The following is a 13,909-nucleotide window of genomic DNA, read 5'->3' as shown; positions in this document are numbered from 1 at the left end:
CTCCCTCCGCCCCCGCTCCGCCCTGCTCCCTCTTCGCTCCCCCGATCCCCCGAGCCGCGAGGAGAACCAACCGCATGTCACGTTCCCGACCCGGAGTGCGTCCCCGGTCACGGCCACACCGACGGCTGACCGCGCTGGCCGCCGTGCTCTCCCTCCCGCTGGGCCTCATGGCCGTCACCGGCACCACGGCCCATGCCGCCGCCGTGCAGTGCGGCGTCGACTACAAGACGAACGACTGGGGTTCGGGCTTCACCGCCGAACTCACCCTCACCAACCGGGCCTCCACCGCGCTCGACGGCTGGACCCTCACCTACGCCTACGCGGGGGACCAGAAGCTCTCCAACGGCTGGAACGGCGTCTGGAGCCAGTCGGGCAGGAACGTCACCGTCACCAACACCGCCTGGAACGGCACGATCGCCCCCGGAGCCGCCGCCACCACCGGAGCCCAGTTCTCCTACACGGGCACCAACGCCACCCCCGGCTCCTTCGCGATCAACGGCACCCCCTGCACGGGCGCCCACAAGGCCCCGGTCGCCGTCCTCACCAGCCCCGCCCCCGGAGCCGTCTACACCGAGGGCGACTCCGTGCCGCTGGCCGCCACCGCCGCCGCGGCGGACGGCGCCACCGTCGGCAAGGTCGAGTTCTACAGCGGCACCACCCTCCTCGGCACCGACACCACCGCGCCCTTCGACCTCACCGCCCCCGGACTCGCCGCCGGGTCCCACTCCCTCTACGCCAAGGCGTACGACAGCCTCGGCGCCTCCGCCGAGTCCCCGCCCGTCGGCATCACCGTCGCCGCGGGCCCCGCCCTCGTCGCGACCCCCGCCCAGCTCGGGGTGCGCCAGGGCAGCACCGGCACCTTCGACCTCAGGCTCTCCACCGCCCCCGCCGCCAACGTCACCGTGGGCGTCGCCCGTACCTCCGGCAACACCCATCTCACCGCGACCCCGGCCACCCTCACCTTCACCCCGGCGAACTGGAACGCCGCGCAGAAGGTGACCGTCGCCGCCGCCCCGACCGGCACCGGCTCCGCCGTCTTCACCGCGACCGCCCCCGGCCACGCCAAGGCCGAGGTCACCGCCGTCCAGCTGGCCGCGAACTCCACGTACGAGAGCCGCTTCCTCGATCTGCACGGGAAGATCACCAACCCCGCCAACGGCTACTTCTCGCCCGAGGGCATCCCGTACCACTCCGTGGAGACCCTGATCGTCGAAGCCCCCGACCACGGCCACGAGACGACCTCGGAGGCGTACAGCTACCTCCTCTGGCTCCAGGCCATGTACGGCAGGATCACCGGCGACTGGACCAAGTTCAACGGCGCCTGGGCGACCATGGAGAAGTACATGATCCCCACCCACGCCGACCAGCCCACCGGCTCCTCGTACAACCCCGCCAAACCGGCCACCTACGCCCCCGAGTGGGACCTGCCCTCCCAGTACCCGGCGACGCTCGACTCCGGGGTGACCTCCGGCTCCGACCCCCTCTCCGGCGAACTGAAGAGCGCCTACGGCACCGACGACGTCTACGGCATGCACTGGCTCCAGGACGTCGACAACGTCTACGGCTACGGCAACGGACCCGGCAAGTGCTCCGCCGGACCCACCGCCACCGGCCCCTCGTACATCAACACCTTCCAGCGCGGCCCCCAGGAATCCGTCTGGGAGACCGTCGCCCACCCCACCTGCGACAACTTCTCCTACGGCGGGCGCAACGGCTACCTCGACCTCTTCACGGGGGACGCCTCCTACGCCAAGCAGTGGAAGTACACCAACGCCCCCGACGCCGACGCCCGCGCCGTCCAGGCCGCCTACTGGGCCGACCTCTGGGCCAAGCAGCAGGGCAAGGGCGCCCAGATCTCCGCCACCGTCGGCAAGGCCGCGAAGATGGGCGACTACCTTCGCTACTCCCTCTTCGACAAGTACTTCAAGAAGGCCGGGAACTGCGTCGGACCCACCGCCTGCCCGGCGGGCACCGGCAAGGACAGCGCCCACTACCTGATGTCCTGGTACTACGCCTGGGGCGGTGCCACCGACACCTCCGCGGGCTGGTCCTGGCGCATCGGATCGAGCCACGCCCACGGCGGCTACCAGAACCCGCTCGCGGCCTACGCCCTCAGCACCTACGCCCCGCTCAAGCCCGCCTCCGCCACCGGCGCCGCCGACTGGGCCACCAGCCTCGGACGCCAACTGGAGTTCTACCGCTGGCTCCAGTCCGACGAGGGCGCCATCGCGGGCGGCGCCACCAACAGCTGGCAGGGCCGCTACGCCACCCCGCCCGCCGGGACCCCCACCTTCCACGGCCTCTTCTACGACGAGAAGCCCGTCTACCACGACCCGCCGTCCAACCAGTGGTTCGGCTTCCAGGCCTGGTCGATGGAGCGCGTCGCCGAGTACTACCAGCAGACCGGCGACACCAAGGCCAAGACCGTCCTCGACAAATGGGTCTCCTGGGCCCTCTCCAAGACCACCGTCAACCCCGACGGCACCTACCGCATCCCCTCCACCCTCCAGTGGACCGGCGCCCCCGACACCTGGAACGCGGCGAGCCCCGGCGCCAACGCCGGACTGCACGTCACCGTCGCCGACTACACCGACGACGTCGGCGTCGCCGCCGCCTACGCCAAGACCCTCGCCTACTACGCGGCCAAATCCGGCCACGCCGAGGCCAAGCGGGTCGCCAAGGCCCTCCTCGACGGCATGTGGGACCACCACCAGGACCCGCTGGGCATCGCCGTCCCCGAGACCCGCGCCGACTACAACCGCTTCGACGACCCCGTCTACGTACCGGGCGGCTGGACCGGCACCATGCCCAACGGCGACCCGGTGAACGCCTCCTCCACCTTCGCCTCGATCCGCTCCTTCTACCAGGACGACCCGGCCTGGCCGAAGGTCGAGGCCTATCTGGCGGGCGGCGCCGCACCCGTCTTCACCTACCACCGCTTCTGGGCCCAGGCGGACATCGCCCTGGCCATGGGCTCCTACGCGGAGCTGCTCGGATAGCACCCGGCCGCGCCAGGCGGCGGCTCGTACGACAGGACCGGGCGGCCCCGCGAGGCCGCCCGGTCCTCGCATGCCCTAGGGTCGGGGCCGAACCGATGTCGGAGTCCGATCGAGGGCGGGATCCGAGTCGTCGTACCGCAGAGGGTGCCGGTGGCCGTGACGGACGCTGAGAGGGGCGACGCGGAGGCCGAGTTCCGGGACTTCTTCGAGCGCCACTACGCCGAACTCGCCCGGCTCGCCCATCTGCTGACCGGCGAGACCGACGCCGCCGACGATCTGGCCGCCGACGCCATGCTCGCCCTCTGGCACCGCTGGGACCGGCTCCGCGCCGCCGACCACCCCGCCGCCTACGCCCGGGGCGTCGTCGCCAACCTCGCCCGCACCCGCGTCCGGGGAGCCGTCAGGGAGCGGCGCAGGATCGCCGCCTTCTGGGACCGGCGCCCCGAACACACCGAAGGCCCGGACGTCCCCGCCGTCGTCGACGTCCGTACGGCCCTGCGCTCCCTGCCTTTCCGCAAACGCGCCTGCGTCGTGCTCCGGCACGCCTTCGACCTCTCCGAACGCGATACCGCGCTCGCGCTCGGCGTCTCCGTCGGCACGGTCAAGAGCCAGACGGCCAAGGGCATGGCGGAACTCCAGCGGCTGCTCGGCCCCCGCGCCGCCACCGAACTCGCCACGGGGAGGCACTGATGGACGAGACACGGCTCCGCCGGGAACTGCGCGAGGCCGCCCTCGCCCACCGGCCCGACCGCGCCCGCGTCCTCGCCCGGGTGGAACGGGGCCTCGCGGCCCCCCGCTCCGCCCGCCGCCCGACCCGGCGCCGCTGGACGGTCGCCGTCGCGACCGCCACCGTCGCCGGACTCGTCGCCCTCGGCGCCCTCGCGACCACCCGGGAGACCGGACGGGCCCCGGGACCAGGCCCCGTGGCCGCCCCGCCCACGCGCACGCCCCCTTCCGCGCCCGCCCCGGACCCCGGCTCGCAGACGCGTGCCGCCGTCGACGTGAGCGGCAACCGCTGGTGGTCCCAGAGCAAACTGACCCTGACCACGACCACCCCCGTCACCGCGCTCACCGTCGAAGTGCGGATCGCCCGCACCCCCGGCGTCGTCGGCACGGGCCACTGGCACGACCTCCCCGGCGGGGACTTCACCACGACGGCGACCGAGGAGAACGGACACCTGGTCTACCGCTGGACCCTGAAACCCGGCCGGACGGTCGCCCCTGGCCGCCATGCCTTCGCGGCCCAGTACAACCACGCCGAAGGAACCCGGGGGGCCTCGGCCGACACGTACACCGCCGTCCTGACCGGCGGCGACGGGAGCCGGTCGACCCTGCGCGGTACGTTCGGGACGCCGCCCGCGCGATGAGCCCGGGACTGCCGGCACTTCGCGTAGGGGGCCGCGCCTGTGCGGTGCGCGGGGGCCGGCTTGTGCGGCGTGGGCTTGCTCCGTGCGTGCGGTGCGGGGTCGCTCCGTGCGTGCGGCGGTGCGGCGGTGTGCCCGCGTGTTGTGGGGTTGCTCGTCCGCGCGGCGGGTACGGGGCTCGGCTCGTGCGGCGGGTACGGGACTGTGCCCGTGCGGTGTGTACGGGGGCTTCGCCCGTGGGTGCGTACGGCGAAGGGTTCGTGCGGTGCGTACGGCGTTTGGCCCGTGCGGAAAACAGGGCGACGCCCGCGCGGTGGCGGCGTAGCATGCCCGGCATGTCGAGCCCCGAAGCATCCAGGGTGGGGGCCGCCGGTCACGCCGTCGGCCCCCTGCACCCCTGACCCGGTAACCCGCCCCGCCGCCCCGGTGCCCCGCCGAGGTCGGACGGGCCGAGCGGTGTGCCCCGGTGCGGGCAGTGGGGGCGCGGACGGTGGTGACGAGACCTCGTTCCCGTGTCCCGCCCCACCCCGGAGCCGTTCTCGATGCCCCTTCCCCTGTATCTGCTCGCCCTGGCGGTCTTCGCCATGGGCACCTCGGAGTTCATGCTCGCCGGGCTGCTGCCCGACCTCGCCCGCGATCTGGGGGTGAGTGTCGGCGCGGCAGGCTCGCTCACCTCGGCCTTCGCCGTCGGCATGGTGGTGGGAGCACTGCCGTCCGCCGTGCTCGCCCGGAACCGCCCGGGGCGGAGCGCACTCCTCTGCTTCGTCCTGGTCTTCCTCGCCGCCCATGTCACGGGCGCCCTCACCGGCGGCTTCGGCGTCCTGCTCGTCACCCGGTTCGTCGCCGCCGTCGCCCACGCGGGTTTCCTCGCCGTCGCCCTGACCACGGCCGCCTCCCTCGTACCGCCGGAGCGCAAGGGCCGCGCACTCGCCGTCCTCCTCTCCGGGACGACCGTGGCCACGGTCGTCGGCGTCCCCGGCGGCGCGCTCCTCGGCGCCTCCCTCGGCTGGCGCGCCGCCTTCTGGGCCGTCGCCCTGCTCTGCCTTCCCGCGACGCTCGGCGTCCTACGGGGCGTGCCCGCCGGGACCACACGGGGCGCTCCCGCCGCAGCCGGGGGCGCGCCCGGGGGAGCCGGGGCCGGGGTAGCGGCCACGGACATCCGGAGCGGGGGCGCTGCCATGGACACCGGGGCCGGGCGCGCGGACGTCCGGCCCGCGCTCCGGGACGAGTTCGCGCTGCTCAGGAGCCCCCGGCTGCTGCTCGTCCTGCTGTCCGGCGCGCTCGTGAACGCGGCGACCTTCGGCGCCTTCACCTTTCTCGCCCCCGTGGTCACCGGCCCCGCCGGACTCGCCGAGCCGTGGGTTCCGGTCGTCCTGGTCCTGTTCGGCGCCGGTTCCTTCGCGGGTGTCACCCTCGCCGGGCGGTTCGCCGACGCGTACCCCGGGCGGGTCCTGGCCTTCGGCGGTCCGCCGCTCCTCGCCGGTTGGTGTGCGCTGGCCCTGGGCGCGGAGCGGCCGCACGTCCTGCCGGTTCTCGTCCTGGCTCAGGGGACGCTGTCGTTCGCGCTCGGCGCCACCCTGATCGCCCGTGCGCTGTACGCGGCGGAAGGCGCCCCCACCCTGGCCGGGGCCTACGCCACCGCCGCCCTGAACGTGGGCGCCACGGCAGGTCCGCTGCTCGCGGCGGCCACTCTCGGGACCCCGGCCGGAGCCCTGGGCCCGTTCTGGTCCGCCGCCGCCCTCGTCCTGCTCGCGCTGCCGGTCGCCCTGGGCGCCATCCGGACGACGTCGGTCTGAGCCCCGGCGTACGGGCCCTACCGGGAGCGCGGTGTCAGCCATCACGGTGGCCCGCGCTCCCCCGTACACCCCTCTTCACCGAGGGGATTTCGGCCGTTCTCCCGGGCGGCGGCAACCTTCGTGCCTTCGGCGGCGACAGAGACGTGTCCGCTCGTACCGAGGCGCAGAAGGAGGAACCCGTCCCATGGTCCTCGTCGTCCCCGCCCCCGTGAGCCCGCCGGAGGAGCACCCGTGATCCACGGCACCTGGGAACCCGCCCCCGCCGCCCGCTGGCAGGACGCCTATCCGGTGGGCAACGGCCGGCACCGCGCCCTCGTCTTCGGCGATCCCGAGGACGACCGGGTGATCCTCACCCACCACTCCCTCCATCAGGGGGAACACCCGCAGGACCGGCCCTTCCCCGGACTGCGCACCCGCGTCCAGGCCCCGTCCGGCGGCCCCGCCCGGCCCGTCCGCAGGTCCCTGGACTTCGCCACCGGAGTCGTCACCGGGGAGTGCGGGGAGCGGCGCGGCCGGGTCTTCGTCTCCCGCACCGACGACGTGCTCGTGCAGTACGTCACCGCGCCGGGCCCCGCCGTGGAGGTCGGCCTCGACCACCGGCTGCCCGGCGCGCCCGCCGGACTCGGCTCGGCCCGGGGCATCGCCACCGCCCGCCGGGAGACCGTCCTCACCCTGCGGGCCACCCACCCGGACGGCGGCCCTCCCGTCTCGACCGGTGTCACGCTCCTCCTCGCCGACACGGGCCGCACCACCCTCACCGCCACCGGCGTCCGTATCGAGGGCGCGGGCGCGCTGCTGCTCCTCACCCGGGTCCGCCGTCACGGGGACGCCGTCGACACGGAGAAGGAGGTACGGGCCCTGCGCGCCCTGCTCACCGGTCCGTCCCGGGCCCGCACGGCGGCGGACCCGCGCGGCCCCGGCGGTCCCGGCGCGCCCGGTGATCCCGGTGCGTCCGGCGGTCCCGGCGCTCTGTACGCCCGGCTGCTCGACCGTCACACCGCCCCGTACGGCGCCGCGTACCGCCGTCTCGCCCTCGACCTCGGCGCCGATCCGGCCGAGCGCGCCCTTTCCGGCACGGCGCTGCTCCGCCATCCCGGGAGCCCCGCCCTCCAGGAACGCCTCTTCGCCGCGAGCCGCCACCAGCGGCTCTCCGGCGGTGGCCGTACCGCCGGGCCCTGCGGGCTGTGGAGCGGCGAGCGGGACCCCGTCCCGGCCGCCCCGCCCGTCGGCTCCCTCGTCCTCTCGGCACCCGACCGGCTTGTCCTGCTGCCCGCACCGCCCTGCCCGTACGGCCGGATCACCGGGGTGCGGACCCGGTTCGGCGCACGGGTCGATCTGGCCTGGGCGCCGGGCGCGTACCACGCGGTGATCCGGCCCGGCAGGGACGCGGAGGTCGAGCTGAGGACCCCCGGGGGCCGCACACGGCTGGTGCTGCGCGCCGGGGAGGACCACACGGTCCGCTCCTGAACCCGCCGGGTCTCACTCCCCGTCCGTCACCAGGATGACGTCCAGGGTCCGGGGGCCGTGGACGCCCTCCACCCGGTCCAGTTCGATGTCGCTGGTCGCGGACGGGCCCGAGATCCAGGTGAGGGGGCGCTCCGGGGCGAGCCGGGGGAGCGCCTCGGGGACGGAGGCGACCACCTGCTCGGGCGCCCGGACCACGCAGAGGTGCAGATCGGGGACGAGGGTGAGCGCGCGGCGGCCCTGCCCGGGGCCGCCGTCGAGGATGATCGTGCCGGTCTCGGCGATGGCCAGGGCGCAGCCCGTGACCACGGCGTCGGCGCCGTCCAGGGCGTACGGGGTGAGCCGGGGGTCGTCGGCGAGCCGTTCGGCGTCGGTGGCGGCGAGCCATCGCGGGGGCAGTCCCGGGGGCACGACGACCGCGCGGGCGCCGCGCTCGGCGAGGAGCAGGGCGATGAGCGCGGGCAGCTCGTCGGGTGTGGTGCGGTGGACGTGGGCGCGGTAGTCGGCCAGGTTCTCGTGGAGGAGGTCGAGCAGTGCCCCGGCGTCCTCGGTGCCGTGGCGGACCCGGTAGGCGCGGGGGACGTCCGGGGCTTCGGGCGCGTCGGCGACGGCGGCCCTGATCCGGGCGAGGACGCGGGCGCGGGAGTCGCCGGGGGATGCGGTCATGTGCGGTTCTTCTTCCACCAGTCGCGGAACGGTTCGGCGGGCAGCTCGGGCAGATTCCGGTACGCGGACCACTGGCGGGCCCCCGGACCGGGCAGCCGCTTGGGGTGCAGGGAGCGGGTCGCGGAGGCGAGCCGTTCGCCCGTGGCGAGGGCGGTCGGATGGTCGAGCATCCAGGAGGAGGCGCGGATCGCGGCCCGTTCGAGCCGGTGCCCCTTCCCGCCCGTCTCGGCGACCCGGGTCCGCAGGTGCACCAGGACCTCGGGGATGTCGATGGCGACCGGACAGACCTCGTAACAGGCGCCGCACAGCGAGGAGGCGTACGGCAGGGAGGCGTCGATCTCGCTCGCGGTGCCCCGGAGTTGCGGGGTGAGGATCGCGCCGATGGGCCCGGGGTAGACCGAGCCGTAGGCGTGGCCGCCCGCCCGTTCGTACACCGGGCAGACGTTGAGACAGGCCGAGCAGCGGATGCAGCGCAGCGCCTGCCGTCCCACCTCGTCGGCGAGGGCGTCGGTGCGCCCGTTGTCGAGCAGCACCAGATGGAAGCGGGAGGGCCCGTCGGCGTCGGTCGTGCCGGTCCAGGTGCTCGTGTACGGGTTCATCCGTTCGGCCGTCGACGATCGGGGCAGGGTCTGGAGGAAGACCTCCAGGTCACGCCAGGTCGGGACCACCTTCTCGATGCCGACGACGGAGATCAGCGTCTCCGGCAGGGTCAGGCACATGCGCCCGTTGCCCTCGGACTCGACGACGACGAGCGTGCCGGTCTCGGCCACCATGAAGTTGGCGCCGGAGATCCCCACCCTGGCCCGCAGGAACTTCTCCCGCAGATGCAGCCGGGCCGCCTCCGCGAGTTCCGCCGGACTGTCCCCGAGGCCCTCGGGCGCCGGACGGCCCCAACTCGCCATCCTCGTGCGGAAGATGTCACGGATCTCGGCCCGGTTGCGGTGGATCGCGGGGACCAGGATGTGCGACGGACGGTCGTCGCCGAGCTGCACGATCAGCTCCGCCAGATCCGTCTCGTACGCGGTGATCCCCTCGGCCTCCAGATGCTCGTTGAGCCCGATCTCCTGGGTGGCCATCGACTTGACCTTGACGACCTCGGTCTCTCCGGTGGCCCGTACCAGGTCGGTGACGATCCGGTTGGCCTCGGCGGCGTCCCCGGCCCAGTGCACGGTGCCGCCCGCCGCCGTCACCGCCTCCTCCAAGCGGATCAGGTACTCGTCGAGATGACGGAGCGTCCGGTCCTTGACGGCCTTCCCGGCCTCGCGCAGCTCCGCCCAGTCGTCGAGTTCGGCGACCGCCCGCGCCCGTTTGTCGCGGATCGTGTGGGTCGCGTGGCGCAGGTTCGCGCGCAGCGTCGGGTTGCCGACCGCCGTCCGCGCGGCCTCCGGGAAGGCGGGCATGCCGACGAAGGCCGGACCGCCCGCCGGGCCCCGCCGCGCTCCGGGCTTCTTCTTCTCGGTCATCGCCAGGGCTCCTCTTCCGTGCTCGCCAGGATGTCCGCCAGATGCAGGGCGCGCAGCGGCGTCTTCTGCCGGTCCAGCATGCCGCCCAGGTGCAGCAGACAGGAGTTGTCCGCGCCGCAGAGCACCTCGGCGCCGGTGGAGAGCGCGTGGGTGATCTTGTCGGCGCCCATCGCCGCCGACACGTCGGGGTTCTTCACCGCGAACGTGCCGCCGAAGCCGCAGCACTCCTCCGCCCCCGGCAGCTCCACCAGCTCCAGACCCTTCACGGCCGCCAGCAGCCGCCGGGGCCGGTCGCCGAGCCCGAGGAGCCGGAGCCCGTGACAGGACGGGTGGTACGTCACCCGGTGCGGGAAGTACGCGCCGACGTCCGTCACGCCCAGCACGTCCACCAGGAACTCCGTCAGCTCCAGGACGCGCGGGGTGAGGGCCGCCGCCTCCGGGCCGAACGAGGGGTAGTGGTGGCGGACCATCGCCGCGCAGGAGCCGGACGGGGTCACCACGTACGCGTACCCCTCGAAGGCACCGACCGTGCGCCGTACCAGGGGCGCGGTCTCCGCCCGGTAGCCGGTGTTGAACTGCGGCTGTCCGCAGCAGGTCTGCGCGGCGGGGAAGTCGACCTCGACGCCGAGGCGTTCGAGGAGCCGGACGGTGGCCACCCCCGTCGCGGGGAAGACGGCGTCGTTGACGCAGGTGACGAAGAGGGCGACACGCATCACGGTTCCTCGGGGACGGTTCGGGCCGGCGGTCGGCCGCACCCCGGGCGGCGCGGCCGGCGCGTTCCTCGCGCGGTGCGCCAGTGTGCCAGGCCCCCGGGCCGCACCGGGGACGCCGGGCCGGTGCGGTCCCCTTCCGGCCGGTCCCGGCGCCTCGAAGGAACGGTTCAGCGCACGCCGAGCAGATGCTCAAGGGCCAGCTGATCGAGACGCTCGAACGCCATGGACCGCTCCGCCGCCGCGTCCGGATCGAAGTCCTCGTACGCCGAAGGGTCGGCGAGCAGCCCGGCGAGACCGTCGGCGGCGGTCGGCACGGCCAGCTCCGGCAGCCGGGAGCCGGCCAGCGCCCGGCGCACCTCCGGGTCGGCACGGAAGGCAGCCGCCCGCTCCCTGAGGATCAGATACGTACGCATGCAGTTCCGCGCGGACTCCCAGACGCCGTCGGCCCCATCGGTCCGCACCGGCTTGAAGTCGAAGTGGCGCGGACCCGCGTACCCGGCCGTCTCCAACAGGTCCACCAGCCAGAACGCCTGCCGCAGATCACCCGCCCCGAAGCGGAGGTCCTGGTCGTACTTGGCGCCCGACTGGCCGTTCAGGTCGATGTGGAAGAGCTTGCCCGCCCACAGCGCCTGCGCCACGCCGTGCGGGAAGTTGAGCCCGGCCATCTGCTCGTGGCCCGTCTCGGGGTTCACCCCGAAGAGCCCGGGGCGCTCCAGCCGCTCGATGAAGGCGAGGGCGTGCCCGACGGTCGGCAGCAGCAGGTCGCCGCGCGGCTCGTTCGGCTTGGGCTCGATCGCGAAGCGCAGCTCGTAGCCCTGCTCGGTGACGTACTGTCCGAGCAGGTCGAAGGCCTCCCGCAGCCGGTCGAGGGCGGCCCGTACGTCCTTCGCCGCACCGGACTCGGCACCCTCCCTGCCACCCCAGGCCACATAGACCCGGGCGCCGAGATCGACGGCGAGGTCGATGTTGCGCAGGGTCTTGCGCAGGGCAAAGCGGCGCACGTCCCGGTCGTTGGCGGTGAAGGCGCCGTCCTTGAAGACGGGATGGGTGAAGAGGTTGGTGGTGACCATCGGCACCGCGAGCCCCGTGCGGTCCAGGGCGGCGCGGAACCGCCCGACGGCCCTGGCGCGCTCCCCGTCCGACGCGCCGAAGGGGAACAGGTCGTCGTCGTGGAAGGTCACGCCGTACGCGCCGAGCGCGGCGAGCCGCTCGACCGTCTCGACCGGGTCGAGCGCGGGCCGGGTGGCATCACCGAAGGGGTCACGCCCCTGCCAGCCGACGGTCCACAGACCGAAGGTGAAACGGTCGCCGGGGGCGGGGGAGTAGGGGTCGCCGGGGACGGGGACGGGGACGGGGACGGGCGCGGAGGTGCGGTGGTCGTCGGGGGTCGGGGCGAGGCGGTCGTCGGGGGCAGGGGATAAGCGGTCGGACACGATGGGTTCCTCTCTGGCGCACTGATTTGTTTTTTGGGATAACTAATCCCGGACCACTCATACGCCACCGACGCCCGCCCCGCCAGACCCCGAGCGCCCCGAACTCCGCACCCCGCACCCCGAACTCCGAACCCCGGGCTCTGGGCTTCTGGGCTCTGTGCCGCAGTCAAGTCCCGTACGGCGAGCCCCAGCCCCAGCCCAGCCCCAGCCCCACCCCAGTCCCAGCCCGGCCCCACCCCGGCTCCATCCCTCCGCCCCCCCGACACGAGAAAGAGGTGAGGACATGCCCGCGAGCCGCTCCGTCGTGATCGGCGTGGACAGCTCCACCCAGTCCACCAAGGCCGCCGCCGTCGACGCCGACACCGGCGAACTCCTCGCCCTCGGCCGCGCCCCGCACACCGTCGCCGGCACCTCCGGCGCCCGCGAGAGCGACCCCGAACAGTGGTGGACCGCCCTGGTCACGGCCGTCCGCTCCGCCGTCCGCGCCTCGGGCGTCCCGGCCGCCTCCGTCACCGGCCTCGCGGTCGCCGGACAGCAGCACGGACTCGTCGTCCTCGGCGCCGACGGACGCCCACTGCGCCCCGCGCTACTCTGGAACGACACCCGCTCCGCCCCACAGGGCGCCGCGCTCGCCGCCCGGCTCGGCGGCCCCGCCGCCTGGGCCCGACGCACCGGGTCGGTCCCCGCCGCCGCCGTGACCGCCGCCAAGTGGCAGTGGCTGCGCGAGCACGAACCCCACCACGCAGAGGCGGCCACGGCGGTGCGCCTCCCGCACGACTTCCTCACCGAACGCCTCACCGGCCACGCCGTGACCGACCCGGGAGACGCCTCGGGAACCTGCTGGTACCGGCCCGCCGACGGCCGCTACGACCCCGAGGTCCTGGACCTCGTCGGCCTCGACCCGGCCCTGCTGCCCACCGTCGCCCCTGGCGGCGCCACCCGCGTCGGCACCCTCGCCCCGGCCGCCGCCGAGGCCCTCGGACTGCCCCGTACCGTCACCGTCGCCGCCGGAACCGGCGACAACATGGCCGCCGCCGTCGGCCTCGGACTCGGCGGCGCCGGACTCCTCGACCACCCGGTCGTCAGCCTCGGCACCTCCGGCACCGTCTTCGCCGCCACCCTCGCCCACCCGGCCGACCCCGCGCTCAACGGATTCGCCGCCACCGACGGCACCCGCCTCCCGCTCGGCTGCACCCTCAACTGCACCCAGGCCGTCGACCGGTTCGCCACCCTCCTCGGTCTGGACCGGGAGGACACCCTGCCGGGCGCCGACGGCGGAGTCGTCGTCCTGCCCTACCTCGACGGCGAACGCACCCCCGACCTGCCCCACGCCGCCGGGCTCGTCACCGGGCTCCGGCACACCACCGACCCCCGGACCGTCCTCGGCGCCGCCTACGAGGGCGCCGCCTTCACCGTGCTGCGCGCCCTCGACGGGCTTCTCGCCGCCTGCGGGCTCGACCCCTCGGACTCCGCCGTACGGGACCGGCCGCTGCGGCTGATCGGCGGCGGAGCGCAGGGCCGCGCCTGGACCGAGACCGTCCGCCGCCTCTCCGGCCGTCCCCTGGTGGTCCCGGCCGCCGGGGAACTCGTCGCCCTCGGCGCGGCGGCCCTCGCGGCGGGCGCGGCGGCGGGCGCCGACCCGGTGGCGACGGCACGTTCCTGGGGCACCGGCTCCGGCCCGACCCTGCCCCCGGTCCCCCGCGACGAGGCGACCTGGGAGCGCGTGGAACACGTCCTCGCCACCACCGCCCCGACGCTGCTGGCGGGGCCGTAAGGAGACGCGCAGGGGGAGTGGCAGGAGGATGGGGGCGGCGGGACTTGGCGGGGCGCGTACCCCGATCGGCCGGATCCTCACCCCAGGCGGCCGGATCCTCACCCCCGGCGGCGGGACTTCCGCACCGGTCCGCCGGACTCTCGCAGCGGTCCGTCGGAGACGTACCCCGGCCGCCGGGAGGGGCGGAACCGAGGCGTCGAGAAGCCCCGCTCCCGCCTGCCTCCGGACCCGTCCCCA

The 13,909-nt window shown here is 74.6% G+C and carries 10 protein-coding genes; 6 read left to right on the top strand and 4 right to left on the bottom strand.

The genetic code is table 11. The features are described 5' to 3' along the window. The first annotated feature begins 74 nt into the window (after nucleotides 1-74). The 5 genes from BU197_RS07395 to BU197_RS07375 all read left to right on the top strand — a co-directional run bounded on the left by BU197_RS07395 (nucleotide 75) and on the right by BU197_RS07375 (nucleotide 7,626). On the top strand, nucleotides 75-2,999 hold the full coding sequence (locus BU197_RS07395; protein ID WP_188267408.1) for a glycoside hydrolase family 48 protein: 2,925 nt from the start codon (nucleotides 75-77) through the stop codon (nucleotides 2,997-2,999). Nucleotides 3,000-3,149: 150 nt separating this feature from the next. Further along, nucleotides 3,150-3,689, top strand: a complete 540-nt coding sequence (locus BU197_RS07390; protein WP_188267407.1) for a SigE family RNA polymerase sigma factor — start codon at nucleotides 3,150-3,152, stop codon at nucleotides 3,687-3,689. Then, nucleotides 3,689-4,366: a hypothetical protein gene (locus BU197_RS07385; RefSeq protein ID WP_188267406.1), complete on the top strand. Its 678-nt coding sequence runs from the start codon at nucleotides 3,689-3,691 to the stop codon at nucleotides 4,364-4,366. The genes BU197_RS07390 and BU197_RS07385 overlap by 1 nt, the downstream gene beginning before the upstream one ends. Before the next feature lie 539 nt (nucleotides 4,367-4,905). Continuing rightward, nucleotides 4,906-6,159: an MFS transporter gene (locus BU197_RS07380; RefSeq protein WP_188267405.1), complete on the top strand. Its 1,254-nt coding sequence runs from the start codon at nucleotides 4,906-4,908 to the stop codon at nucleotides 6,157-6,159. 231 nt (nucleotides 6,160-6,390) lie between these two features. Continuing rightward, nucleotides 6,391-7,626: a glycoside hydrolase N-terminal domain-containing protein gene (locus tag BU197_RS07375; RefSeq protein WP_188267404.1), complete on the top strand. Its 1,236-nt coding sequence runs from the start codon at nucleotides 6,391-6,393 to the stop codon at nucleotides 7,624-7,626. A gap of 12 nt (nucleotides 7,627-7,638) precedes the next feature. Here the strand turns inward: BU197_RS07375 and BU197_RS07370 are convergent, their stop codons facing one another. The 4 genes from BU197_RS07370 to xylA all read right to left on the bottom strand — a co-directional run bounded on the left by BU197_RS07370 (nucleotide 7,639) and on the right by xylA (nucleotide 11,898). After that, entirely contained in the window at nucleotides 7,639-8,289 is a 651-nt protein-coding gene (locus BU197_RS07370) for a lactate utilization protein C (protein WP_188267403.1), read from the bottom strand. Then, the gene (locus tag BU197_RS07365) at nucleotides 8,286-9,752 is read right to left on the bottom strand and encodes a lactate utilization protein B (RefSeq protein WP_188267402.1); all 1,467 of its coding nucleotides are present in this window, start codon (nucleotides 9,750-9,752) and stop codon (nucleotides 8,286-8,288) included. Before BU197_RS07365 ends, BU197_RS07370 begins: the two co-directional genes overlap by 4 nt. After that, nucleotides 9,749-10,465, bottom strand: coding sequence for a (Fe-S)-binding protein (locus tag BU197_RS07360; protein WP_188267401.1), 717 nt, complete (start codon nucleotides 10,463-10,465; stop codon nucleotides 9,749-9,751). The genes BU197_RS07365 and BU197_RS07360 overlap by 4 nt, the downstream gene beginning before the upstream one ends. A 167-nt stretch (nucleotides 10,466-10,632) precedes the next feature. Then, nucleotides 10,633-11,898, bottom strand: coding sequence for a xylose isomerase (gene xylA, locus BU197_RS07355; RefSeq protein WP_188267400.1), 1,266 nt, complete (start codon nucleotides 11,896-11,898; stop codon nucleotides 10,633-10,635). Nucleotides 11,899-12,181: 283 nt separating this feature from the next. Here xylA and xylB point away from each other — a divergent pair, with 283 nt between their 5' ends. Further along, nucleotides 12,182-13,672 (top strand): xylulokinase, encoded by a 1,491-nt coding sequence (gene xylB / locus BU197_RS07350; RefSeq protein ID WP_188267399.1) that lies wholly within the window; start codon nucleotides 12,182-12,184, stop codon nucleotides 13,670-13,672. The last annotated feature ends 237 nt before the right edge of the window (nucleotides 13,673-13,909 follow it).

This window comes from Streptomyces sp. CBMA291 (assembly GCF_014596525.1).
Taxonomy (GTDB): Bacteria; Actinomycetota; Actinomycetes; order Streptomycetales; family Streptomycetaceae; genus Streptomyces.
The sequence above is the reverse complement of the archived record's forward strand: the minus strand, read 5'-3'. Positions and strand labels throughout refer to the sequence as shown.

What these genes read in the sequence shown, in the direction of transcription:
- BU197_RS07395 (WP_188267408.1), top strand. Translation starts at nt 75, where the DNA reads ATGTCACGTTCCCGACCCGGAGTGCGTCCCCGGTCACGGCCACACCGA.
- BU197_RS07385 (WP_188267406.1), top strand. Translation starts at nt 3,689, where the DNA reads ATGGACGAGACACGGCTCCGCCGGGAACTGCGCGAGGCCGCCCTCGCC.
- BU197_RS07380 (WP_188267405.1), top strand. Translation starts at nt 4,906, where the DNA reads ATGCCCCTTCCCCTGTATCTGCTCGCCCTGGCGGTCTTCGCCATGGGC.
- BU197_RS07370 (WP_188267403.1), bottom strand. Translation starts at nt 8,289, where the DNA reads ATGACCGCATCCCCCGGCGACTCCCGCGCCCGCGTCCTCGCCCGGATC.
- BU197_RS07365 (WP_188267402.1), bottom strand. Translation starts at nt 9,752, where the DNA reads ATGACCGAGAAGAAGAAGCCCGGAGCGCGGCGGGGCCCGGCGGGCGGT.
- BU197_RS07360 (WP_188267401.1), bottom strand. Translation starts at nt 10,465, where the DNA reads ATGCGTGTCGCCCTCTTCGTCACCTGCGTCAACGACGCCGTCTTCCCC.
- xylB (WP_188267399.1), top strand. Translation starts at nt 12,182, where the DNA reads ATGCCCGCGAGCCGCTCCGTCGTGATCGGCGTGGACAGCTCCACCCAG.